22 protein-coding genes are annotated in these 24,022 nt (G+C 37.4%); 6 read left to right on the top strand and 16 right to left on the bottom strand.

Features of this window, described 5'->3' with window-relative positions:
- Positions 1-165: 165 nt before the first annotated feature.
- On the top strand, positions 166-1,677 hold the full coding sequence (locus IQI_RS08310) for an HD-GYP domain-containing protein (RefSeq protein WP_064092187.1): 1,512 nt from the start codon (positions 166-168) through the stop codon (positions 1,675-1,677).
- 30 nt (positions 1,678-1,707) lie between these two features.
- On the opposite strand, the gene IQI_RS08305 is transcribed toward IQI_RS08310, so the two are convergent.
- Positions 1,708-4,923 (bottom strand): BTAD domain-containing putative transcriptional regulator, encoded by a 3,216-nt coding sequence (locus tag IQI_RS08305; protein ID WP_064092186.1) that lies wholly within the window; start codon positions 4,921-4,923, stop codon positions 1,708-1,710.
- A gap of 302 nt (positions 4,924-5,225) precedes the next feature.
- On the opposite strand from IQI_RS08305, the gene IQI_RS08300 reads away from it, so the two are divergent.
- Complete coding sequence (locus IQI_RS08300; RefSeq protein WP_064092185.1) at positions 5,226-5,432, top strand: hypothetical protein; 207 nt, start codon at positions 5,226-5,228, stop codon at positions 5,430-5,432.
- A gap of 149 nt (positions 5,433-5,581) precedes the next feature.
- Here the strand turns inward: IQI_RS08300 and lepB are convergent, their stop codons facing one another.
- The 3 genes from lepB to IQI_RS08285 all read right to left on the bottom strand — a co-directional run bounded on the left by lepB (position 5,582) and on the right by IQI_RS08285 (position 9,046).
- Entirely contained in the window at positions 5,582-6,142 is a 561-nt protein-coding gene (lepB, locus tag IQI_RS08295) for a signal peptidase I (RefSeq protein WP_064092184.1), read from the bottom strand.
- The gene (locus IQI_RS08290; RefSeq protein ID WP_064092183.1) at positions 6,139-6,780 is read right to left on the bottom strand and encodes a TVP38/TMEM64 family protein; all 642 of its coding nucleotides are present in this window, start codon (positions 6,778-6,780) and stop codon (positions 6,139-6,141) included. Before IQI_RS08290 ends, lepB begins: the two co-directional genes overlap by 4 nt.
- Positions 6,781-7,072: 292 nt before the next feature.
- Positions 7,073-9,046, bottom strand: a complete 1,974-nt coding sequence (locus IQI_RS08285; RefSeq protein ID WP_064092182.1) for a S9 family peptidase — start codon at positions 9,044-9,046, stop codon at positions 7,073-7,075.
- A gap of 362 nt (positions 9,047-9,408) precedes the next feature.
- Here IQI_RS08285 and IQI_RS08280 point away from each other — a divergent pair, with 362 nt between their 5' ends.
- Positions 9,409-9,798, top strand: coding sequence for a hypothetical protein (locus IQI_RS08280; protein WP_064092181.1), 390 nt, complete (start codon positions 9,409-9,411; stop codon positions 9,796-9,798).
- 12 nt (positions 9,799-9,810) lie between these two features.
- Here IQI_RS08280 and IQI_RS08275 read toward each other — a convergent pair whose 3' ends face one another.
- A complete protein-coding gene (locus IQI_RS08275; RefSeq protein ID WP_064092180.1) occupies positions 9,811-10,377 on the bottom strand; it encodes a competence protein ComK in 567 nt (188 codons plus the stop codon).
- A gap of 195 nt (positions 10,378-10,572) precedes the next feature.
- Between IQI_RS08275 and IQI_RS08270 the strand changes: the two genes are divergently transcribed.
- On the top strand, positions 10,573-10,809 hold the full coding sequence (locus tag IQI_RS08270; RefSeq protein ID WP_064092179.1) for an IDEAL domain-containing protein: 237 nt from the start codon (positions 10,573-10,575) through the stop codon (positions 10,807-10,809).
- 180 nt (positions 10,810-10,989) lie between these two features.
- Here the strand turns inward: IQI_RS08270 and IQI_RS08265 are convergent, their stop codons facing one another.
- The 3 genes from IQI_RS08265 to IQI_RS08255 form a co-directional block, all read right to left on the bottom strand.
- A complete protein-coding gene (locus IQI_RS08265; RefSeq protein WP_064092398.1) occupies positions 10,990-12,258 on the bottom strand; it encodes a M48 family metallopeptidase in 1,269 nt (422 codons plus the stop codon).
- A gap of 287 nt (positions 12,259-12,545) precedes the next feature.
- Positions 12,546-12,857 carry an AzlD domain-containing protein gene (locus IQI_RS08260; RefSeq protein WP_064092178.1) on the bottom strand — a complete coding sequence of 104 codons (312 nt, stop codon included), beginning with the start codon at positions 12,855-12,857 and terminating at the stop codon, positions 12,546-12,548.
- Positions 12,850-13,572, bottom strand: a complete 723-nt coding sequence (locus IQI_RS08255; protein ID WP_064092177.1) for an AzlC family ABC transporter permease — start codon at positions 13,570-13,572, stop codon at positions 12,850-12,852. Before IQI_RS08255 ends, IQI_RS08260 begins: the two co-directional genes overlap by 8 nt.
- Positions 13,573-13,674: 102 nt before the next feature.
- On the opposite strand from IQI_RS08255, the gene IQI_RS08250 reads away from it, so the two are divergent.
- Positions 13,675-14,232: a helix-turn-helix domain-containing protein gene (locus IQI_RS08250; RefSeq protein ID WP_064092176.1), complete on the top strand. Its 558-nt coding sequence runs from the start codon at positions 13,675-13,677 to the stop codon at positions 14,230-14,232.
- A gap of 76 nt (positions 14,233-14,308) precedes the next feature.
- Here IQI_RS08250 and IQI_RS08245 read toward each other — a convergent pair whose 3' ends face one another.
- The 4 genes from IQI_RS08245 to IQI_RS08230 all read right to left on the bottom strand — a co-directional run bounded on the left by IQI_RS08245 (position 14,309) and on the right by IQI_RS08230 (position 17,266).
- The gene (locus IQI_RS08245; protein ID WP_064092175.1) at positions 14,309-15,076 is read right to left on the bottom strand and encodes a phosphotransferase; all 768 of its coding nucleotides are present in this window, start codon (positions 15,074-15,076) and stop codon (positions 14,309-14,311) included.
- Positions 15,077-15,092: 16 nt separating this feature from the next.
- The gene (locus tag IQI_RS08240) at positions 15,093-15,935 is read right to left on the bottom strand and encodes a hypothetical protein (protein WP_064092174.1); all 843 of its coding nucleotides are present in this window, start codon (positions 15,933-15,935) and stop codon (positions 15,093-15,095) included.
- A 152-nt stretch (positions 15,936-16,087) separates the two neighbouring features.
- Complete coding sequence (locus IQI_RS08235) at positions 16,088-16,381, bottom strand: hypothetical protein (protein ID WP_064092173.1); 294 nt, start codon at positions 16,379-16,381, stop codon at positions 16,088-16,090.
- 108 nt (positions 16,382-16,489) lie between these two features.
- Complete coding sequence (locus tag IQI_RS08230) at positions 16,490-17,266, bottom strand: enoyl-CoA hydratase-related protein (protein ID WP_064092172.1); 777 nt, start codon at positions 17,264-17,266, stop codon at positions 16,490-16,492.
- Between the two features lie 154 nt (positions 17,267-17,420).
- Here IQI_RS08230 and IQI_RS08225 point away from each other — a divergent pair, with 154 nt between their 5' ends.
- Positions 17,421-17,717 carry a hypothetical protein gene (locus IQI_RS08225; RefSeq protein WP_197489723.1) on the top strand — a complete coding sequence of 99 codons (297 nt, stop codon included), beginning with the start codon at positions 17,421-17,423 and terminating at the stop codon, positions 17,715-17,717.
- A 49-nt stretch (positions 17,718-17,766) separates the two neighbouring features.
- Here the strand turns inward: IQI_RS08225 and IQI_RS08220 are convergent, their stop codons facing one another.
- From IQI_RS08220 to IQI_RS08205, 4 genes are all read right to left on the bottom strand, one after another.
- Positions 17,767-19,323, bottom strand: coding sequence for a fatty acid--CoA ligase family protein (locus IQI_RS08220; RefSeq protein WP_064092171.1), 1,557 nt, complete (start codon positions 19,321-19,323; stop codon positions 17,767-17,769).
- A 368-nt stretch (positions 19,324-19,691) separates the two neighbouring features.
- The gene (locus tag IQI_RS08215; RefSeq protein ID WP_064092170.1) at positions 19,692-22,094 is read right to left on the bottom strand and encodes a M14 family zinc carboxypeptidase; all 2,403 of its coding nucleotides are present in this window, start codon (positions 22,092-22,094) and stop codon (positions 19,692-19,694) included.
- 147 nt (positions 22,095-22,241) lie between these two features.
- On the bottom strand, positions 22,242-23,522 hold the full coding sequence (locus IQI_RS08210; RefSeq protein WP_064092169.1) for a TRAP transporter large permease: 1,281 nt from the start codon (positions 23,520-23,522) through the stop codon (positions 22,242-22,244).
- On the bottom strand, positions 23,519-23,998 hold the full coding sequence (locus IQI_RS08205) for a TRAP transporter small permease (protein WP_064092168.1): 480 nt from the start codon (positions 23,996-23,998) through the stop codon (positions 23,519-23,521). Before IQI_RS08205 ends, IQI_RS08210 begins: the two co-directional genes overlap by 4 nt.
- Between the last annotated feature and the right edge of the window lie 24 nt (positions 23,999-24,022).

Genomic DNA, 24,022 nt, shown 5'->3' with positions numbered 1-24,022 from the left:
CTCATTTAATCTAAGAGAAAAAATGGTTAATAATCTAGTATAAGAAGCAAGTATTCACTTAAATTTATGTACTAACTTCTAAAAATAGTTCTATAGCATTTTCCCTCCTCTATTTTTACTATATAATGATAGTACTAGATGTTAGTAAAAATGGAGGATTTATCCTTGAATGTATTTCAGCAATTTCAACGTACAATCATTAAAAACTATATATTAGGTAGCTTGATTGCCGTTTTTGGCGTTGGTTCTGTATTTATTTTTCAAACCCTTGCTCTTACAGAAAACGAGCTTTTTGCAATGGGCGCAATTATCGCCATTTCTATCTTTACGATGTTCAGTTGTGAATTCATTGTGTATCAGAAACATATTCGTCCAATTAAAAGAATCTATACAGAAGGTGCATTAGATTTTGAGATTCTTTCAGACGCTTACAAACAAGCAGAAAGATTTCCTCTGTTAACGGTGCAGCGAATCATGTTTCCTCACTTTTTAGGCTTAGCAATCCCCTCAACTGTCATGACTTTCATTAGCATTAATACAGGGGTTTTATCTATTCCTTATTCCTATATCCTATATGCTTGGTCTGGTGCATTTTTAGTCGCGATTCTTCATGCATTGATTGAATTTTTCTTGACCTTTCGAGCTTGTCACCCGTTACAAGAAAACCTGATACAGAAAGCCATTAAAACATATGGGGTAGATGTATCGAGACAGTCCCATTTATTTATTAGTTTAAAAAGAAAAATACTGGCAGCTTCATTGTTTCTTGCTCTGTTTCCGATTTTGCTGTTTTCTCTAGCTTCTCAAATTCGCTTATCAATGGCGGACTCAGACCTTTTAGCAAACTATTGGAAATGGGCAGGCGTTCTCATTTTGATTATCACTTTGCTCGCTTTTTATGGTGCTGTTCTCATTTTCAAAAGCATTGAAGCCCCCGTAAAAGAACTTGAAAAGAGCTTTGAGAAAGTAGAACAAGGTCAACGATCACTCGTCGTCAATACGTATACAGATGAGTTTGCTCATTTGTTTTCCGGGTTTAATCACATGGTTGAAGCGATTAATCTTAGAGATCAGAAAAATCAACAACTCCTTGATCAATTTTTCGCGGTAATAGCAGGAACATTGGATGCCAGAGATCCTTATACAGCCGGTCATTCGAAACGTGTAGCCGAATATTCCGTTTATATTGCAGAGGAATGTAACTGGTCTTCAAAGGAGATAGATTTACTCAAAAAATCGGCTTTGCTCCATGATATTGGTAAAATCGGTATCCGAGATGATGTTCTTTTAAAGGATGGAAAGTTGACAGATGAAGAGTTTGAGCAGATTAAGCGTCACCCTGTTATCGGAGAGGAAATTGTAAAAGGCGTTCAATTAACTGAAGACCTTCTTCCGATTTTGCCTGGAATAAAGCATCATCACGAACGGATTGATGGACGTGGATACCCGGACAAGCTAATAGGCGATGACATTCCTATCTTTGGTCGGTTAATTGCTGTGGCAGATGCATTTGATGCTATGACTTCTGATCGACCTTATCGAAGAGGTATGCCTTTTGAAAAAGCCTTTTCCATATTAAATGAAGGGAAAGGAACACAGTGGGATTCAGTGTTTGTTGAAGCCTTTCTTAAACGAATGAACACGAGTCAGGAGAACCGGCTAAGGAATTATTCATAACAAAAGGAGCAGATGAAAACTGCTCCTTTTTTAATTGGATGTTGCACCGATGACCATTTCATACATTTGTTGAGTGGCTTTCATAGGTTCTACTCCAAGTTCCGCTTCCAATATGCTTTTGCAACGTTGAAACCACTTAACAGCTTGTGGGCGATTATTTTTATGATAGTAACTATACATAAGAATCCGGTAAGCTTCTTCCCAAAGGGGATCACTTTCAATAATCCCTAAACAATAATCGATAGCTTCGTCTACATTCTCCATTCTTATGGCTAGCTGAGCACGCTTTTCTAAACCTCTTAAGTAGAGAAGGTGTAGTCGCTCTCTTTCCTTTTCTGACCACCAATTCCCTTTTCGATCGGGGAGAAAAACTCCTTTGTAGTAGTGGATTCCTGATTCTAGATATTGTATGGATTTTTCTATATCTTTTTCCTTTAGTCCTTCGGTCATCCAATTTGTAAATTGATCTGCATCATAATCTATACTGGCCATGGGATTTAACCGATATCCTTCTTGTTGACGCTGAATAAAAAATGCTTTTCCCCTTGCTTGACGATTAGGCTCCAACACATTATTCAACGTATTTAATGCGACTTTGAAATCACGGTCAGAGCCTGTTCCTTCTGGCCATAATTCCTCAATAACCTCTTCCTTCCCTTTCAATTGATTTCGTTGAATAAGAAGATATTGAAATAATTCCTTTGCTTTATCTCGCTGCCATTCCTTTTCATTTACCTTATGGTCTCCCAAGCATATTTCAAAGTGGCCAAGACTTTGTACTTTTAATGTATACCCTGGATGAGAAGTAATGGTTTCATACCCTAACGTTGTTAAGAGCTGCTGGCAGTAAGGAGCGTGTATTCCTTCTTGATAAGCCTTCACTAATAATGGAATATTCATTTGAAGATCTTTCGGACCAAATGTTGTCGGTTTAAGAAAGACGAACCCGAACTCTCCAGTTTGAACCTCATTTAAGCAAGACATGATGTTCTCTGCAAACATTTCTTGATTTCCTGTCTTATAGTAGATGCTACTTTTCCATAAATCCGTCAGCATTTTTCCATAGCGATCACCACATGCTTCGAATTGTGTGGACGCTCGTTCAATGCTCTTCTCGGCTGCTTGAAGCTCACCCTTATAAAAATCATTTATCCCAGAAGACAACAGTATTAACGAAGACAGCCATAAATCTTCAACTTTCTCTGTTTCGTGCAGCGCCTGTTCAGCTAATTCTTTAGCTTTCTGATATTCTCCTAATCTCCCATACAAAATAGATAGCCCCATATAAGGCTCTGCTTTTCCCCTTGAGATATTAATTTGACTCATCAGTTCAAGGGACGTATTATAGCAGCTTTTTGCCAGTTCAGAATCATAATCATTCATTAACTGGACTGCATGCCCCATCCTAATCCAGCCGCAAGCCTCAACAAAAAGAGATTTACCTTTAATTCCTTGATTGATTCCCTGCTGAGCTAATCGTTTCGCTTCCATACCATTACCCATAAAGGATTCAATTAATGATAATAAAAGCTCCTTTTCTCGATGGGATTGTGGAAGCTGATCCTCCGCCTCTTTACATAAAAGAGCTTGTTTAGCGTCTTGCAGCTTCCCTGTTCTCAGAAGCATTCTCGCTTCTAAGTTTCCTTCTTCCTTCATAAAGCCATTACTCTTTCCTTTTTCGTACCACAGTTTTGCCTTCATTGCATTACCGGAATTCACAAGATTTTCGGAAATCAAATAATACAAATGGTTCTTTTCTTTAATAAAATCACTTTCTTCATTCTCCAGGCAGTTAATGGCTTTTAATAAGTATTGTTGAGCTTTACCTGGTTGAATGGTATCTAAATAGATTCTTCCTATTCCCTCGTATGCTTTGCTAAGCATGACTGTATCCTGTTTTTCGATAGCTAACACAATACCATTATCGTATGCCTTCTCCGCTTTTTCATAAAAAGAACGATAACGAAAGAATTCACCTTGATAAATCCAAAGGGGGTAGTATTGATTCTTAATGTGTTCCGGGACCTGCTGCAAGTATTCACCAAGAATTTCAAGATGTCCACTTTTCATCATCCCTTCAGCCTCTTCAATTAAAATTGATGAAACCGCTTCAATATTTTCCATTTTCAAATAGTGATATACTGCTTTTTTCCACTGCCCTCTTCGTTCAAAGTACTGGGCGCATTTCATCTGCAACTCCTTGTAAAGACGTACATTTTCAGCTTTTAACTCACCTTCTAAAAATGTTTGAAACAAAGCATGAAGTCGGTAATGGCTTGCTCCCTTCATCTCTTGTAGCAATGCATTTTTCTCTGAGAGTTGTTTAAGCATTAGTTCTGCACCAGGCAGTTCAAAGATTTCTTCGCATACTCTACCGTTTATTTCTTCTAAAATGGAGATTTGCTTTAAGAATTGTTTCACAATCGGTGACTGTTTTGAAAAAACCTCATGAGCCAAATACTGAAAAAGCTCTTCAAGAGAGGAGTATTGTTTTTCGACCATGAGAATATCGGGATTTTCTTGAAGCTGTGAGTGTATCATGCTGACTGCAATAACCCAGCCTTCTGTTAAATGACAAATTGCCTCAAGTTGAGATGGGGGGATGGGGGTTTCATGAAAATCAGTTAGAAGGATTTCCACTTCTTCCTTTGTTAAACACAAATCATTTTCTGTTATCTCTAGTAGCTGACGGGATATTTTTAGTTGTATTAAACTAGCCCAAGAAGGTTTCGTTCGAGTCGAAAGAAAGAAATGTATGTGATGTGGTAAATGTTCAATCACCTTCTCCATCCATTGGTTTATGAGAAAAGAATGATCCACCAAGTGATAATCATCAAGTATCAATGTGAGGTCATCTTGAATCTTCATGCATTCGTTAATAAACAATGCACTTAATCGGTAAATGTCCTCATCTTTCATATGCTGGCCCATGGATAATAATGTTTCCTTGAGCTCATCCCCAAAACCGGGACGCTGCTTTTGGATGGTATATACTATATTCGTTACGAAGGGGACTAATCCGTCATCGTTCCCTGTAATCGAGTACCAGCAGTAGAGTGGTTTACTATTTTGCAGGAACTGACTGATAGCGATACTCTTCCCATATCCTGCACCTGAATGCACAATAACCAATTTATAGTCAGGAAACGTTCTCATTTTTTTCATTAACGTTGGACGCCTAATGTACGAATCTTTGACAACAGGCGGAACGAACTTGGTTTCAATGATTGGAATTTCTGTTGTCACACGATCACCCTCGAAAAAATAGAATTTTCTTACTATTTTATCATATTTATGAGATGCACTGGATGAGAACCTGTGTAAAAATGAAAAAGAATCCATCAAAATCTGAAAAGTAGACCATCTATTGCTCTAGCACTTATTGTTCCGATATAAAACTCAGTCATAGGTATAATAGGACATGAAAAGTAGAGAATTATACTGTTATATAATGTTATAATAGTAATTATATGGGTTTTTGCGAACACCTATGATTCAACTAAAATATGAATGGGGGATGGATTATTAAAACATCAGGAAGAAGTATTTTGCTGATACTTGGTTGGATTTCTGTCATTTTGGCTTTTTTTGACTCCATCTTCTTTGGTGCATTTGCCGTAGGCATAGGTTTTATACTAAGAAAAGACTATAATGTGCGTTCTCATGGTCTTGCACTTATAATAATGGGGGTTATCAGTGGTTTATTTGGAATAATCGCCGGAAACTTGCTCGTTTGGCTAATTTCTAGGGGTTAGGTGGTAAGCAAACTAACTCAAAGCAATAAAATAAAAAACCGCAAAGAATAGTCTTTGTGGTTTTTTATTTTATTCCATTCTGTTAGTCCCTCTCATGCACGAAGAGAATTTCATTCAGTATCCATCACTGAACAAAATTCTCTTCATCCTTAATTTTTAAATTGAAAGTCCCATTCACTAATAGGCCAGTATCGCAAATCTACTTTTCCAACGATTTGCCCTTGTTCAATAAAGCCAAAGTAACGACTATCCATACTTCCTCTTCGATTATCACCTAAAACAAAGACTTTGCCTTCGGGGACCGTTTGCTCTTCTGTAATTTCTTGAAGAGTAAAATCACCTGTTAGCTTATTCCCAATATAATCCTGCTTGAATTTTTCCAGATAAGGCTCAGGAAAATATTCACCATTTATATAAAGTTTATCATCCTTGTATTCCACTTTATCACCTGGTAATCCAATGATTCGTTTCACATAATCTTCATTCTCATTGGCATGAAAGACCACCACGTCAAAATGATTTAATTCTCCGATTTGGTATCCTATTTTATTCACCACTAATTTATTTCCATCCTGTAACGTTGGCATCATTGATTCGCCCTCGACTACATAGTTGGAGAAGAGAAAGGTTCGAATGATGATAAAAATAATTAATCCAATTCCTAAGGCTTTTATCCATTCCAGTCCTTCTCTTTTAATCTCTTCTCTCAATTTGATTCCTCCTGCTTTCTCCGGTCATTTCTTTGATCAGTTTCTACTTTTTTATTCAAACGAATTTCAATCCGTTTCCCTACAATCCACAAAACAAAAATAATGACAGCTACAATGACTGTTCGTATTGGTTGTTTTATTAATGATATAATATCATACCCTATAAAGCTTATGGTGAAAATCATCACCATTTTCCCTGTTAATACTGCAAGCATATATTGAGCAATGCTTATCCCTGATAATCCTGCTACGACATTTACAACAGCTGATGGCGTAAAAGGAAAACATAAGAGGAGAAATAATGGACCAAACCCATGCCTGTCTACCCATTTAGTTAACCGGTTTACTTGACGATTCCTTCTGATAAAGCGGAAAATTCGTGTCTCACCATATTTTCTCACTAATAGGAAAACGATTAATGCTCCGACAGAAGCTCCAATCCACGAAAAGAGAAATCCCCACCATAAACCAAAGGCATTTGCATTTGCCATGACGAATACAAACAACGGCAAAAATGGGAGAAATGCTTCCAGCATAGGCAATAATATACCTGGTATCGGTCCAATCGCTCGGTATTGCTGGATTAAATCCATAATATTTTCTAATGTGAACCAATCTTTTATCGCATTAATATCCATATTATATGCTTCCCCTTAAACGACCATGAACATTAAACTCATTTCATCCTATCGTTGCTTTCTATTTTCATCATATCACAACCGTTGAAGATTTCCATATTTGTTAACATGTTACGCTTGGATAAGTATTACAACCTTTTCCTAATGGATGAGAAACTAAACCTTTTAGCAGTAGGTTTTGTATATTTTGGAGTGAATATGTGTTTTAGGATGATAATTATTCGTACGATTTAGGAGAATAACTGCAAAAAAACAGCCATTTCTAATTAGAAATGGCTGTCTCTTCTTTTCATTATAAATACTTTTTAAACCAATCCAGCATTTCTTGTAAACGAGCCTCTCTTAAGGATGGCTTTCCTGTCCTTGAGAGATTATGGTTTGATTCTGGAAATCGAACGAATCTGGTTTCTTTTTTCTGGCGTTTTAATGCGATAAATAATTGCTCTGCCTGCTCAATGGGACAACGGTAGTCCTTTTCACTGTGCAGAATCAGCAATGGTGTATTCATGTTGTTCACATATGCTAAGGGGGAATGCTTCCACAGGGAATCCACATCACTTAAATCCTTTTGAATTTGCCACTCCGAGAAGTAGTAGCCAATATCACTTACTCCATAAAAACTAATCCAGTTACTGATTGACCGTTGAGTAGCAGCAGCTTTAAAAATGTCGCTATGGCCAATAATCCAGTTGGTCATAAAACCTCCATAGCTTCCACCTGTCACACCTAAACGGGATTCATCGATAAATGAATATTCTTTTAGGGCATATTCGACTCCCTTCATGATATCTTCGTAATCTCCTCCTCCATAGTCGCCTCTTACTGCATCGACAAACGTTTGTCCGTACCCGTAACTTCCTCTTGGATTGACATATAAAACGGCATATCCTTTACTAGCCAGAACTTGGAATTCATGAAAGAATGTGTTTCCATACATAGTATGTGGACCGCCGTGTATTTCTACGACAAGAGGGTATTTCTTTCCTTCTTCGTAACCGACCGGCTTCATTATCCACCCTTGCACTGGCCAATCTTTGGAACCGCTGTACATAAAAGTTTCCGGTGAAGACAATTCTCTCTGTTCTAGCCAACTCCCATTCAGGTTCGTAAGTTTTTCGAGTTTCCCTGTTGGAACATGCAGAGTATATAACTCGCCAGGTTCAGTCGGCTTGCTCATTGCTACTAGCATCAATTGTCGTTCTGAATCAAAATCAAATCCATATACATGCTGCTCTTCCTGTAATAATGCCGGGTAGATAGCTCCTTCAATATGCCCATAGTAAAGAACCGTATTTCCAGTATCAGAAGCTAGAAAGTATAGACTTTCATTGTCTTTTGACCATACAATTCCAGCTTGTGAAGAGCCTTGGATACTGTCACTATTGAGATAATCCCCTACTGGTACATCCATTTCTTCTGTAAGACAAACAGATTGATCTGACTCCATCTCATATAACCATACTTTATTGTGTGTAGCATTCTCGAATTCTCGATTATGACCGACGTAAGCCAGGTACCTTCCGTTATAAGACCAGCTCGCCCCACCATAATATCCTTCTCCTGGATTCACCTTCTTTTGATTATTGTTTTCAAGATCAAAAATATATAAATCTGATTGAAAGGAGAAATCTTTCTCTTCTTTCAAATCCGCTGAAAATGCGATGTATTTCCCATCCGGGGACCAGGAATGCATTGAATAATCATGTTGATCATTTGTTAGTCTCTTTAATTCTTTCTTTTTAACGTCAACAATTGCTAACTGAGCGTAGCAATTGTCATGAAAGCCTCGATCATCTGTTTTATATTTCATAGAAGAGGTAACAAAAGGCTTCAATTTTTCCTCTTTCTCTTCATTGCATTCAATAACCTCCCCTTCTTCTAATCGAATGGAGCAAGCAATTCGCTCTCCACATGGAGACCAGACTGGGTTGGAAACTCCTTTTCTATATTCAGTTAGTTGTTCAGCCTCTCCTCCGTCATACTGAATGACATAGAGTTGATTCACTCCTGAACGATTGGATATGAAGGCAATCCTTTTCCCATCTGGAGACCATCTTGGCGAGGATATTCTTTGTTCTTCGAAAGTCCACTGACGGATACGCTTACTCTCTATGTTTATGCTATGTAAATGTGAGAAATATTCATTCTTTTCCTCACACATCATCGTTTGAATGAAAATGGCTTCCTCTCCATTAGGAGAAAGTCTTGGGTCGGATATAGCTTTTAATTCATATAAATCGTTGATTTCAATTCCTTTATGATTCATTTTATACATTCCTTCCTTTCTAACACTCACGTTATTGTATTCGACGTTATCAATGCATATCCTTTATGGATAAAGTTCTGATAAATGAAATTGTTGGATTCACTCCTTGAGGGTGATCCCTGTTGTGGAAATCAACTATTACTCGCTTTTTCAAAAGCAATAAAGTTTACTAAAACACCCTTAAGAAAAAGCCTCTCAAAAAATCACCTGTAAATAATCCAGGGATAAAAAAGACCTCTGACCTTCATAATAGAAACAAAATCACATTCTAACAACTTTCCCTATTGAAAGTAAATTGAATTCAACGTAGAATATAAATACGAACACACGTTCTATATCAAAGTGAAAAGGAGCCTTTTCATATGACCAGAATTCCAGAAAATGACCGTAACATCCTTGAGCAAGCTATTTATCTCCCTATGGTGTTAACGATTTTAAACCGAGATATGCAAATTGTTGATAGCAGTCCGTTTAAATTAAAAAGACCCTATTTAGAATTAATTGAAGAAACGATGAAAGTCATACAAGGAGAATTAGCTCATGTAAAAAAGTATATGAGGGTGAATAAAATGAAGGTAGAAAGAATTCAGTCAGATGATGCCTTTACGATGTACATGTTTTTGTACAAAGGATATGAAGAGCATCATAATTATTTTAATCCGAGGTTAAGAAACCGTGTAGAGGAATTAATGAGACATTATTTGTACCGAAGATTAATGAAGCCGACATCTGATTCAACAAAAGAAGCGTGAATAAAACTACTCTCACGCATCGGATGTCTTACTATTTCTATTCAAATAAAACGTCTTAACCTTTTTCACTTCAGTATTGACCATCGTGTATTTGCTCTCCATTTCTGATATTCTTTGTGAATAAGCGATTCGTAAGTCAGAAGTGCGAAGCATTTGATTCTCAAAAGAACTATATGAAATAGGAATATCACACGATTGACGATTTTGAAAAAAAACTTTTGTAAAACCAGCATTTGATCGATCATAACGACGTACATGGGAATGTGAAACCCAAGCACACTCTTGTTTAGTGGGCGAAACCGTCGGGAACAGAAAAATAGACATTTGAGGATTAACAATGATAGGAGCCTTATAGACAATTCCCGTTAACTTTTTAGTACCTTCTTTCCTACCTTCATATGATGAGCCAAAAAATTCACAGCTCTTCCTTAAAATTTCAAATGGTTTAAAAGGTGACACTAAAACATCATCCACTTCTAATATTTCAGTAAATGTTCTAGATCCGTATTCTATTGGTTTAAGCATCATCGTATGGGGATTAACTTCATATTCCTCTATAATTCGAGATTTCCCTCTCATTTATCCGCCCTCCATTTACATTTTTCTCCAAAATAATACCATAAAATTCGACGGTTGTCTCGAATATTTTTAAAAAATTCAGAAATTAATCTACTATTTTCATGAATAAAAAAATTTTCAGAATATTTAATTTTTTGGTTGAATTTTTTCTTCTTTCCCCATATACTAATAAAAAGAATTCAGAGGTGATCGTATATGGAAAACAAAAAATCCTATACCGAAATGATGAAAGCTTCTGCGATGACCCGGAAAAAGTCCACTGAAAAAAGCGTACTGGAAATTTACATTGACATGGTGCTGAATGAAAGCATTCTAAAAACGCGCAAAACAAAACTCTTAAAAGACATTGATGCCGCCTTAGATAATAAAAACAAGTCATTGTTCATGGAACTGACAAATGAACTAAACCAACTCAACCTTAGCTACGGATAATCAACAATAGCTGACTCCTACACGAGTCAGCTGTTTCTTTTTTTGAGGGGCGTACCTCTACATCATTCTCCACTGCCAGGCACCCCTATCTCCGAAATTGTACTCTATCTCATAGCGTCAATCCCTCACACTAATCAAAGAAAAAGCCTCGTCTCTGAAGGAAGACGAGGCTTTTTTTCCTTATTCTTTTTTCTCTAATTCATATTTCTCAAGCATGGTTAATCTCTCGAGCATCGTTGGGTGACCGTACCGGAAAATTTTCACCAGAAGCGGTGGATTCACTTGCGACAGCCCTACTTTAGACAGCTTCTGGAAGGATGAAATCGCCGCTACCTTATCACCTGTTAATTCAATGGCATATCGGTCGGCTCTCGTTTCTTCGTATCGAGAAATCCAGTTACTAAATGGACTAACGGTAAACAATAGCATAGACGTTATCATTAAGAACAGCGGTAGAGAGCTTAAGCTGGACACACTGGACACTTTCATATCATCTTTATAATTGGCTACTATACCTCTCATTAGCTTTGCTGTAAGGAATAAGCCAAAGAAGGAGAGCACCAAATAAATGGCGATGCCTATATAGATATGCTTCTCCACATAATGAGCCATTTCGTGCGCCATGACAAAGAGAATTTCTTCATCGGTTAATTTTTCGAGAGTCGTATCCCACAGGACGATTCGTGAATTGGATCCTACTCCTGTTACATAGGCATTAAGGGAATTTGTTTTTTCCGACATATCGACTTCAAAGACATGGTCAGTTGGAATCTTCGCTTTATCTGCAAGAGAAAGGATTTGTTCCTCCAATGCTTTATCCTTTAATGGATAAAAGTCATTGTATAAAGGGTCAATTAATACTGGCTGCACAAACATCATGAAAATGGTAAATGGGACGGACAGTGCCCATGCTGCCAGCCACCAACGCTGCTTGAACCTTTTCATCAGTCCATATAAAACAGTTACGATGATAAACATCATGAGATAGTTCACCCAGAAATCAGTAAACTCATCTTTCATCCACATGGAAAAGGTTTGAGTCGATATATTATAGGTTTTCGAAACTTTATATGAAATGTATTGCAACGGAAAAATAGCGACAAATGAAGCAAGAGATAACCAGAAGAGATAAATCGCTGTCTGAAGGAAGCCATTTTTCACCGTTCCTCTAGCCCATCTTTCAAACCCTTTTGAAACCCCAAGAATGAGAATCAAGAAATAAAACAGCCACTCATATGGTGTTGATAAGAAAAACAATAAATTCTTAATCTTTGAAAATTCCTCACTCAGCATGAGTTCACGATCATTCATAAAAGTGGCTGGATCCGCACTGCTCCCTTTATACATATCAGGTAGTGTGGAATCAGCCAGGAAAAATAAATACACATATAAAAATAAGCCTAATAGCAAATAAGCTAGTACAGATCGAAACGCCCATTTTCTAACCAACATACTTCCCCCCTTATCTTCTTCTATACTATATGTAATACCTTGTCCTATCATTTAGAACTTAAACACATCATACGGGGATTCTAATTAGTGGAGAATGTTTTATCTGCCGTTTTACGGATTTACATGCCAAAATGGAAAAATATCTGCCGTATTCTCATTATATCTGCCATAATTATTTTTTATCTGCCATTATTTCAATATATCTGCCATTCTATAAAATTCGACACACTCCCCCCAACATCACGCCAATCAAAAAAAGCCACGAAAGAATCGTGACTAACACTCTACATTAAGAATAACGAATAAAGGGACAAAACGGAAATCGCCCCGATGACAACGATCATAACATTGGCACCTAAAAAAGCAATGGCAAATGCCGATGCGGTCCCGACTACTCCAAACATTAGATTTCCCTCTTGGATCAATAAAATACTTGGAAAAATTAGCGCTCCCAATACAGCAAAGGGAACGTTCTTTAATACCCCTTGAATAAAGGGTGGAAGTTCTTTTCCTTTAAAAACAAGGAAGGGAAGCATTCGCGGAATATACGTAACAACCGCCATTCCAACAATCATCCACACGACTGTACTATTCATAAGCTATTCCCCCTTTTTTCAGCATTACGATGAATTCAACAATGACTGCTGAAACAAGAGTTGCTAAAACGATGGACCAGCCATTTGAAAGACTGGTGGTAAAAAGTAGGACGCTATTTAGAGCACCTGCAATCAAAGCCAAAAACATAACTTTTACACTTTTCTTCATTGAAGGAACGAGCAATCCAACAAACATAGCATACAGGGCGATAGTCATACTTGCCTGTAAAAATGCAGGCAGGATTTCACCAATGAGATAACCAATACCAGAATTCACGACCCAGCTTCCATATGAAATCAATATAACCCCAAAGGCAAAACCTGTTTTTACCTTGCCTTCTTTTACACTAATAACCGTAAAGGTTTCATCCGTAATACCAAAAGCATAGAATAGCTTTTTAAATAACCGATCATCTTCGAGTTTTTCACTTAGAGAGGCTGACATAAGGAAGTGACGGATGTTCACAATGAAAGTTGTTAAAATTATCTCAATAATTCCTGTTCCAACAGCAATCAAGCTAAGTGATATGTATTGTGCAGCTCCTGCAAAAACAAACATGCTCATAAGTATGGTTTCGAAAATCGTAAGGCCCGTAGTTCTGGCTAATAAGCCAAATGTTAATGCAACAGGCATATAACCGATGGCAATACTAAGTCCTCCCTGCAAACCATATCGAAAATCACTAACTTTTTTGGTAGAAAGAAGTGCCTCCACTCCATCACATCCTTTATAATAAAAATAATAAACTATTTTAATACTTTGATAATTTATTATATTATACATATAGACGTTATAGTATACAAGAGAGGTTATAGTATGGAAAACTTTCCGATTCAAATTGGCGATAATATAAGAAAGATTCGTAGAGAACGAGGTTTAAGCCTCGAGCAAATGTCTGAACAAACAGGGGTTAGTAAAGCGATGATCGGGCAAATTGAACGAGGAGACTCGAACCCAACCGTCGCCATCCTGTGGAAGATTGCAAACGGATTAAAGGTGTCGTTCTCATCTCTAATCGAAAAACCAACCAATCAAATATCCATCATTCATTATGAGGATGTCCAGCCTGTCCTTGAAGATAATGGAAACTACATCGTTTACCCTATCTTCCCTTTTGACCCTTTTAAAAAATGGGAAAGCTATCGTGTGGAAATGAAGCCAGGATGCTCATACAGGAATGAAGGACATCCTAAGGGTGTAGAAGAGTACATTACGGTATTGTCTGGGGAAATAGCCCTTAAAATTGATGAAGAAATCTATGAATTGGGAGAAGGCAGCTCAATTCGATTTGCGGCTGATTCCGGGCATGAATATTTGAATGTATCAGAAGAAGAAGCTGTATGTCAGATGGTTATTTATTATGGTGAGGAATAAACAGAAAAAATCCTGCATGTGAACACATATGTAGGATTTTTTAGATAAGCATTCATCAAAATGTGTCTTTCGTTTTCTAGAAAAACTCATATAACCCTTCATTAAAATATTGGAATTCAGCATTAGTTACTTTGTAGCGCTTGTATCCTTCATAGAAAGAATTTATGTATTCAGGGTTGTTTAGAAATTTTCGAATAGCTAAGGATTCATCATAACGAGGGTCCCCTACGGTCATACCGGCCACATCAATAAATAGCTTTACTTTACCATCAACTACAAGGACATTATCTATAGTACAATCTCCATGGATCATGGTTTGCTTCACCGGTAGGGGTTTGTGACTCATTAACTTCTCTAACAACTGTATGGTCCCATCTGCTTGCCCATTTTCAACATAGTTTTTTGCCTTATCCAATTGGTCATCTAGCCAATCATCCTTCTTTTCAAAGGAATCTAGTGGGTTCATTTCATGGAAGTCATGAAGAAACTCTCCAAAACTACGAATCAATGTTTTCTTTTCTGACAGGGACGTAGCTGCCTTCAAAGCAGCTGTTAAGGTCATTCCCTTTTCAAATGACATCAATAAATGGCTACTATCCTTTTCTTTAATAAACCCATAGTAATGAGGAACTGCCATCCCTTTGTGATTTAGCTTTTCTAATAGTTGAGCTTCTGACTCTAGCCAAGGACGATATTTTTCCTTAAAGGAACTTTTGAGTAAGTACAATCCCTTTCCAGTATTAAGCTTACGAACCTCTGAAGTGCACCCTTGCTCATCTAGAAAGGTTACCGAATATACTTCACCTATTACTTCTTGGATTTTTGTTTTTAATTTATCATTCATTTTACTAATCACCTATCTATTTTTGATATAACCAGTTTTCCACTTGCTCTTCAAAATCCTTTTCTTTCCATGCAATGATTGCCTTCATTTCCCCGAGCGTCATTATTTGATTTTGAAAAAATATATCTCCTAGAAAGTATCCTAATCTACTAAAGCCAAATTTTTTTCCACCATGTATAGAAAACCACTCACGAAAGATGGATTGAGGTGTTTCTGCTCTGTAGTCTTGAGCAAACTCCCATTTAATAGCATTCTTATTAGAATTAGCAAAGGTTAGCCATTCATACCCTTCTTCATTAAAGTGAAAATAAATAGAAGGATGTAAATGAGCTACATTCCCCCTGGAAAAATGAATAGCGGCTCCTTCTTGATTCAGCCAAGTGAGGGGACTGGTCCACTTAATATTTTCCCATTGAATTCCCGACTCATCTGAAAGGATATTATGAGCAGCATGACCAAATTCATGGGCAACAATGGTTTTTAGATGGTCAGGTTCTGGAGATAACTTTTCCAGTGCAAATGTGATGTTAGGAATGATCTGACGATGTGTATAGGCGTTGGATCCAAATCCTCCAATAATTAAATTCACCTCTATGGGAAAAGAGACTTTATATCGTTTATAGTATTCCTCCGTTATCTCTTTAATGATAGGGATAATGTTTTGGTGGACTTCCTTGATGTTTGATAAAACTTCTGGATACTTTGAAACAGCCTGATTAAGTCTTTCATCAGTATTTTTGCAGTGATAAGCAAAATATTCATTAAATACTTCTGGATATTCATTATAGTAATTTTTTAAATGCTCTAAAGAAGGTTGATAGTTTTTTAGAAAAAATGGGATGGTATCAATGATTTTCATGAGAATCACCTCTGTATATAGGGGGTTAATCAAAAATTTTCAATACGTATATCTCGTTTTGTGCAAAAAGGAAATCTAATGCTATCATTCTCATAGCCTTTTTCCAAATACTCTTCATATAGAAGAATACTAAAAGAGAAACTTTTGCCCCTTTAGTTAAAAAACTCCAACCACCAGGGATAATCAAACTGTCCATCAGAAATTCGAATAAACTTTCCGAATAATCCTAGATAACTTACACCGTACTCATCAAAAAATACTGGGGTATATGCAGAGAAAAAATAAAAGTTTATTCTTTCAATTTCTAAACCAGCGGGATTGGGTTGTCCTATGGACTCTTCAGAAAACTGAATATAGTCGTCTTTAGACGGGTTTGTTATGATTGCCGTAAACAGAAGAATAAATAGAAAAAAGACGAGAACATACTGGTGTCTATCCTTCCTCATAATCCCCCTCCCTAGTATGACCCTTTAGAATGCTTTAATAACTTGGAGATGTTATTTAATTCAAGCCAAAAAAAGAACCCAAAATGAGTTCTTTTTTCACAAGCAAAATCATTTCCCCTTAAACTCTGGCTTCCTTTTCTGACTAAACGCCATTAATGCTTCTACCCGGTCTTCAGTGGGAATGGTAATCTCATATGCTTTCCTTTCAATTTGCAACCCTGTTTGAAGATCTACGTTCATTCCATTTTTCACTGCGTACTTTGCTTGTTGAAGAGCAATTGGTCCGTTAGCCAGCATTGGTTCTACAAAGGCATGAACTTCATTTGAAAAATTATCTTTTTCTACTACTCTAGTCACCAATCCTAAATCTAGTGCTTCGTTTGAATTTAGTCGTCTTGCTGTAAGGATTAACTCCAGAGCTTTAGATTCTCCAATTAAACGTGGCAATCGCTGGGTTCCGCCTGCTCCCGGGATAATGGCAAGACTGGTTTCTGTTAGTCCCATTGTGGTACCAGAGACAGCAATTCGGAAGTCACACGCTAATGCCAACTCCATTCCACCTCCAAAGGCATAGCCGTTCATAGCGGCTACGGTTGGTTGCGGGAGGGTAGCAACGGATTGAAAGACTTCACCAATTTTATAGACATTACGAATGACTTGTTGTTCTGTTAAGGTTTTTCTTTCCTTCAGATCAGCTCCAACACTGAAGGCTTTTTCCCCGCTTCCAGTGAAGATGACTACTCTTACGTCTGGATTGATGCGAAGTGCTTCTACAACCTGCTGTAATTCGTTTAACGTATCGTAATTAAAGGCATTCATTGCCTCGGGTCGATTAATGGTTACGGTTGCCAGGTGTCCCTTTTGCTCTAATAAAATAGATTCCATAAATGTTCTCCCCTTTGTGATAGTGTTTCCCCTGTATGTAGCATTCGACACAAAATTCAAAAACCCTTTCCTGTTTTTAAATAGGTCTTAACACATTTTGAACAAACTGCATAAGCTAAACGTGACGCATACCCATAAAGGAGTTGAATTTCTAATGTATTACCGCACGAATCAATACCCATATCATCATCATTACCAAGTGAATTACGGAAATCAGTATAGAGAAGATCAAAGTCTCCCTGATCAGTGGGTTGAATATATCCAGCCACTTGTCACACGTGCCCTTTCTGAAGTGGAAGAAGGAATAAATCTTACTCATTTATTCCAGGAATTCATTTTATCTGGAGTATTGGTTGGTCAAGGATTTACCCCAGAGCAAGCTATTGAGCAAGTGGAGACCTGGGAAAAAGGAGAATCGAAGCTTCTTCAACAAAGTAAAGCAATGAAATAATGACAACATAAAAAGATGTTCAGTTGTTAACAACTGAACATCTTCTCTTTTAGGATTGTAAAACTTGCTCCTTCAATGCTCTTCTAAGAATTTTTCCTGTTGTATTCTTTGGAAGCTCATCTAAAAATTCAATGGACGCCGGTAGCTTATATTTTGCTAGATGCTCTTTACAATAACTCATTAATTCCCCTTCAGTAAGGGTAGAATCATTTTTAACCACATAGCAGCTTACGGCTTCACCCATTTCTGGGTGAGGTACACCAATTACGGCAGCTTCGACAACTTGAGGATGATTGTATAAAACCTCCTCGACTTCACGAGGATAGACGTTGTATCCACCCACGATGATTAGCTCCTTTTTACGATCTACAATGTAAAAATAACCATCTTCATCTACGCGTGCCAAGTCTCCAGTGTATAACCATCCATCACGTATCGTAGCAGATGTTTCTTCTTCCATTTTGTAGTAGCCCTTCATAACATTTGGACCTCTTACAATTAATTCGCCTACTTCACCAACTGCTACTTCATCACCTAATTCATCCACTACTTTATTTTCTACATTCATAATGGACGTACCGATTGATCCTGGTTTTCTAGGACGGTCAAGTGGATTGAAGCATGTTACAGGTGACGCTTCTGATAAACCGTACCCTTCAGAAATCATTACATTGAATTTTTGCTCGAAATTTTTCAGTAGTGCAACTGGTAATGAAGCACCACCAGAAATACATAGACGAAGTGTAGATAAGTCCTCTGGATTTCCTTCCGGATACTGGAATAAGAAATTGTACATAGTTGGTACACCAGCAAATACTGTCGGTTGGTAGTGTTTTGATAGTTCAAAAATTTCCTTTGGACTAAAACGTGGCACGATTAAAAGTGTTGCTCCTGTCATTAGTGGAGCATTTAAGACAACTGTAAGACAAAATACATGAAACATTGGAAGTGCCGTTATGACACGGTCTTCTTCATTCATTTTTAAATAGCTGCCAACATCTGTAGCATTAGAATATACATTCTTATGAGTCAGCATTGCCCCTTTAGGTTTCCCTGTCGTTCCGGAAGTGTAAAGGATGATCGCTACTTCCTCTTCATCTACTTCAGGCCCCTTGAAAGAAATATCCCCTTTTTCAAGAACCCCTGTAAACGATTTCATTTTAGGGTACGCCATTGAGAGCTTTTCAAGATCAATCCCTTTTGCTCTTTCGTCTCCTGATTCGCAAATAATAAAGTGATCTACAGTTGAAAGTAATGGCTGCATTTTCTCAACTAATGGCACAAGCAAGTCAAGGGTAACGATGGCTTTCACATCACCATTTTTAATAATATATCCAATCTCATCTGGCGTATAAATTGGATTTACAGGAATAACTTTTAACCCCAATCGTAAAGCTCCATATAATCCAATCACGAAATGTGGTGAATTTCCTAAAACAAGGGCAATATGATCCCCTTTTTTTAGCCCTAATTGCTCTAAGCCACTGGCGAATTTTGAAACAGCCGCATTTAACTCTCCATATGTACTAGAGGTATTTAAGAAATGATACGCTGTTTTATCTGCTTTCTGTTGAGCGATTTGTTCTAACCGTGTTGAAATATTCAATGATATCCCTCCCCTTTGGATAAACTGAATGAATAGTCATTCATCAAACTATTAAAAGTATTCAAAATATATTTTATATAAAGAATACTATTAATACAAGTATTTACAAAAAGAATTAGAGTGAATATCGAAAAGTTTCTGTCAGATTCAAATTACTGGATTATGCGTGAGTTTGTTGTATTTATTCGTGAAATATTCAATTTATCCGTAGTTCCAATAGGTTTATCCGTAAGTTTTTTCAATTTATTCGTGATATTAGCTCATTTATCCGTTTGACTGTGAATAATAATAATGATTCTAATCTATTCAATCTCCTACATAAATAAAAGGCTGCCCTCCTCTGCAGGGCAGCCTTTCTCTTTTACATCTTACTTCGTAAAAATGGCGTTGGACACAAGTCTGAATAGATAATCTGTATGATCTCTGAATGTTGGTTCTAAACCTATAAACAATACATTATCATCCTTAACCATGACCGGCTTACCTTGAGCAGATTCACTATTTTTCCAGTGCCCTGCAAGGAAAAAGTCATTGCTATCTTGATAAGTTGATAGAATTTCTGCGTTATCTGTATTTGAATACCATGTTGGTTGATACACAAACCCTATATCTTCTTTAGTGTAACCGGCAGTATACGATGATTCATTATGTGTAACATGAACGATTCCATTACTATTGGATCCACCGCTTTCTACCTTTATATCACTTAAACCAAGTTGCGTTGAGGCTTGAGAAGCACCTGCACCGATGGCGAGATATTGGCCACCATTTGCTACAAAGGCTTCAACGTTTTTCTTGAAAGCTTCGTATTGTGTCTTGTCCTTTAGTCCAAATTCTTTGTTCGCCGTGCTGTTTTGATAAGAAATCAGATTGGATTTGCCATTATAAATAAACACATCCGTCGAACCTAGTCCTTCATCTGCAACTTGTTGAGGGGTTTTTTCCACAACTGTAAAACCAAGTCGTTCTAAAGCCAATTTCGTTCCTGAGTGAGATTGAGCTTTGTTTATTCCACCGTCTTTTAGAAGAGTCACTTCTTGAGATGTGATCTCTTTAGCATCAAGGGGGATGGAAGCAGTCGGAATTGTCACAGCTGATTCTTTTACAAGCTCAGCCAACTCTTCTCTTGTATCTCCATCTGCATACAATGTTCCATCGCTCCCTCTGTAAAGGGTATGACCGCTATTTAATAACTGATTCCCAATGGCGATGGACTTAACTGAAGTATTTGGAATCGCATAAGGTCCGTCCCCGATTACTTCACCTTTTGAATCTAATGATTTGACTGTATTGGACTTTACGTTAAGCTGGGCTTGACTGCTTACTTCTACTGCTTCAAAGCCCCAAAGTTCTGGTAGGTTCCAAGCAGAGATATCATACATGCTAGGGGTGTCCTCGGTTATGTCTTCTCCGTCCCATAGCATGGTATTGGCAAGTCCGGCTTTTGCTTGGTCCATCGGGACAATGTAAGTACCTTTAGGGTATGTTACACCATTATAGACAAAGTCTTTCTTTGCTTCTTCTACTAGAATATCGTTGTCTTGAAGATGCTCTACTGCTTGAATAGTTGCTGTTTGATCATTTTCTCCATTCGGTAAAATATAAGCTGTTGGGAAGTGACCTTCTTTATGGAATGGATGGTCAAATTGTACTCCACGTTTAAACACCTCAATTTGGTCCTTCACCATGGCTTCTTTATTTTCACTTGCATAACTTAATGCTCCCATTACAGCATCGTATGTCCATTGAACTCCATCCCAATCATTGGTTGGCGCTTCAAGTGTATAGCCGTATGCCCCGTGGTACATAGCATACATGGGAGTAAAAATAGGTGGGTAATCATCCCATCCGGCTGAATCATCACGTTGCGGGATATAAGTCCCCTTCATATTTTGATAATCTACTTTCGAAGATTCTGTGTGAGTATTTTCATAGTTTCCTTTATTTGAAACAATACTAGATTCCATTGCTTCTGCCTGATTCATGGCCCATTTCGAATACAGGTCGTATTCATAATTTGGATTATGTGGCGGTGTACAAGGTTCAATTAAACCTGGTTTAGAAGCTCCACCATAGCTTTTTACGTATCCATGTAAATCGAGATAGACCATGGGATTCCACTCTGTAATCAAGTTCACCATATGCTCTGTTTCAGGCTGAGACTGGGTGATGAAATCACGGTTAAGATCAATTCCATTCCCATTGAATCGAGTAGCACCTATACGGCCATCTGGATTTGCAACAACATTAAAGATAAGAATATGATCTTGTAAAATGCTCGTCGTTTCATCATCATTAGCCGTTGCAAAACGCTCTATAAGTTGTAAAGCAGCATCTGTCCCAACAAACTCAGTTCCATGAATGGATCCATTGATCATTACAGGAATCTTTAGGTCTGGATGTTTATCAATAAAAGACTGGGCTTTCTCCGGAGATTGAATCATTTTTTTGCGGAGACCTTTATAATATCCATACTTTCCTTTTGCTGAAGGGTCAGAGATTGTAACCACATACATATCCTGCCCGAGAGCCGATTTATGCTCACTTTTTTCTAAAGAAATTCGATTACTCTCTTGAGCTAATGCTTGGAGTTTCTCTTCAATTTCTGTGTATTTTACAAAGTCGTAATGCTCACTATTAAATAAGCTTTTGTCTTTTTCTTCTAACATAGTAGATTGAATCGTTGTCTGAGGAGATTCTGCTAAAACATTAAACGGTGTGGTAGAAAGTAGAGTAAAACTAGCAATACCTGCAATGATCTTATTCTTCATTTTATACCTCCAAATTATGTAATAGTTAAATGATAGAATAATAATTCATTAAGGTACATAAATATTTAGTTCTATATTTTATATGGGATATATTGACTATAAAAAAACCAGCCTCCTATTAGTAAGGAAACTGGTTTTACTTGAACCCTAAAGTCCAAGTTTATTAGGAATCCACATTACAGCACCTTCCCAGTAGGTGATAATGAACAAAATGAATATACCCATCACAAGAAATGGCAACGTAGCTCTTACTAATCTTTCAAACCTGACTTCTGCAATGGATGAGACAATGAACAGCCCGGTACCGACTGGCGGTGTGAGGAGTCCAATTGTAAGATTAATACAAATGATAACACCAAAATGAATTGGATCAATGTGAAAGGCAGTAATAAGTGGCATAAAAACTGGTACTAAAATAATTAAAGCAGCGATACCATCAAGTACAGCACCGAGTAATAGCAATAATATATTCACCAATAAAAGAAAAACAAATGGATTACTCGAGAGGGAAGTCATTTGTGTGACGATTGCTTGTGGAATTTGTTCGAATGCAATCATCCACCCGAAAATATTTGCCATAGCAATTAAAAAGGTAACGGTTGCTGTTGACGTAACAGTATTCACTAAGATTCCAGGGATCTTCTTCCACTTTAATTCTTTGTAAAAGATCATTCCTACAATGAAAGCCACAGCAGATGCAACCGCTGCTGACTCCGTTGCTGTAAAGGCCCCACTTAATATTCCAAAGATAATAATAAATGGAACCAATAAGGCTGGCAAGACACTTAGAAAACTAGTCATCATTTCTTTACCTGATGCCCTAGTGGATTTTTTAAAATTATATTTATAGCCAAGAAAAGCGATTAAGCTTATAAAACCAATACCATACATAATTCCAGGAATAATACCCGCCATAAATAAACCGCCAATGGAGGTTCCAGAAAGGGTTCCATATATGATAAAAATCATACTTGGAGGAATGATTGGAGCTACGATAGAAGAGGCCAACGTCAAAGCTGAGGAAAACTCCCTATCGTATCCCTCCTTTTCCATTTCAGGGACCATTACTTTGCTCATCATTGCTGCTTGAGCATTTGCCGACCCCAAAATAGAGGCTAAAAACATATTTGCTATTACTGTCACATAAGCTAATCCTCCACGAACATGACCAATTAACACTCTTGCGAATTTTACTAATCTAGTGGTGATTCCCCCGCCATTCATCAACTCTCCAGCAAGCATAAATAATGGGATTGCTAATAACCCGAAATTGTCCAGTCCGGAATAGAGTCTCATTGGTGTAGACGGTAAGAGTGCCGTATTCCCAACAATAAAAAAATACAAAATCGTTGTAATTCCTAATACTAATGATATGGGAACAGCCATAAATAAAAGCAAGAAAAAGCAAATCACTACTATTATCGTCATTCTGTTCCCTCCTTTTTCACAAAATCAAGGAGGTTTGATAACACATGTATACTTGCAAAGGTTAGTCCGAGTGGCACGGCTAAATAAGGTATCCACATAGGAATGAGCATGGCAGTTGATTTTTGATACCCTACACTAGGTGATAAAATCCACATCACGCTGTAATAGATCAGTAGAACGAGAAAAACGAGCATAATGATATGCCCTAAAATAAGAATTATTCTTTTCATTTTAGTAGATACATATTCGAGAAGTATGGTAACAGAGGCTTGGGACTTATATTTCAGCCCCAAGCTCCCTCCAATAAAACTAATCCATATGAGAAGAAAAATAGATACTTCTCCAGCCCAAGACAATGGAGAATTAAGAATATAACGAAAACCAACTGCTAACGTTACGATAACGGCCATCGAAAACATTAGTATGATTGACAGTATTTTTTCTATAGATGAAATGCCGTTACTTATCGCCTTCATAATCTTTGACCCCCTATGCTAATC

This window comes from Rossellomorea aquimaris TF-12 (assembly GCF_001648555.1).
Classification (GTDB): domain Bacteria; phylum Bacillota; class Bacilli; order Bacillales; family Bacillaceae_B; genus Rossellomorea; species Rossellomorea aquimaris.
The sequence above is the reverse complement of the archived record's forward strand: the minus strand, read 5'-3'. Positions and strand labels throughout refer to the sequence as shown.

Coding starts and splice junctions, on each gene's coding strand:
- IQI_RS08205 (WP_064092168.1), bottom strand. CDS start 23,998: ATGAAGGCGATAAGTAACGGCATTTCATCTATAGAAAAAATACTGTCA.
- IQI_RS08225 (WP_197489723.1), top strand. CDS start 17,421: ATGTATTACCGCACGAATCAATACCCATATCATCATCATTACCAAGTG.
- IQI_RS08260 (WP_064092178.1), bottom strand. CDS start 12,857: ATGAATAGTACAGTCGTGTGGATGATTGTTGGAATGGCGGTTGTTACG.
- IQI_RS08270 (WP_064092179.1), top strand. CDS start 10,573: ATGGAAAACAAAAAATCCTATACCGAAATGATGAAAGCTTCTGCGATG.
- IQI_RS08215 (WP_064092170.1), bottom strand. CDS start 22,094: ATGAAGAATAAGATCATTGCAGGTATTGCTAGTTTTACTCTACTTTCT.
- IQI_RS08245 (WP_064092175.1), bottom strand. CDS start 15,076: ATGAATGATAAATTAAAAACAAAAATCCAAGAAGTAATAGGTGAAGTA.
- IQI_RS08250 (WP_064092176.1), top strand. CDS start 13,675: ATGGAAAACTTTCCGATTCAAATTGGCGATAATATAAGAAAGATTCGT.
- IQI_RS08210 (WP_064092169.1), bottom strand. CDS start 23,522: ATGACGATAATAGTAGTGATTTGCTTTTTCTTGCTTTTATTTATGGCT.
- IQI_RS08230 (WP_064092172.1), bottom strand. CDS start 17,266: ATGGAATCTATTTTATTAGAGCAAAAGGGACACCTGGCAACCGTAACC.
- IQI_RS08285 (WP_064092182.1), bottom strand. CDS start 9,046: ATGAATCATAAAGGAATTGAAATCAACGATTTATATGAATTAAAAGCT.
- IQI_RS08290 (WP_064092183.1), bottom strand. CDS start 6,780: ATGGATATTAATGCGATAAAAGATTGGTTCACATTAGAAAATATTATG.
- IQI_RS08240 (WP_064092174.1), bottom strand. CDS start 15,935: ATGAAAATCATTGATACCATCCCATTTTTTCTAAAAAACTATCAACCT.
- IQI_RS08275 (WP_064092180.1), bottom strand. CDS start 10,377: ATGAGAGGGAAATCTCGAATTATAGAGGAATATGAAGTTAATCCCCAT.
- IQI_RS08280 (WP_064092181.1), top strand. CDS start 9,409: ATGACCAGAATTCCAGAAAATGACCGTAACATCCTTGAGCAAGCTATT.
- IQI_RS08235 (WP_064092173.1), bottom strand. CDS start 16,381: ATGAGGAAGGATAGACACCAGTATGTTCTCGTCTTTTTTCTATTTATT.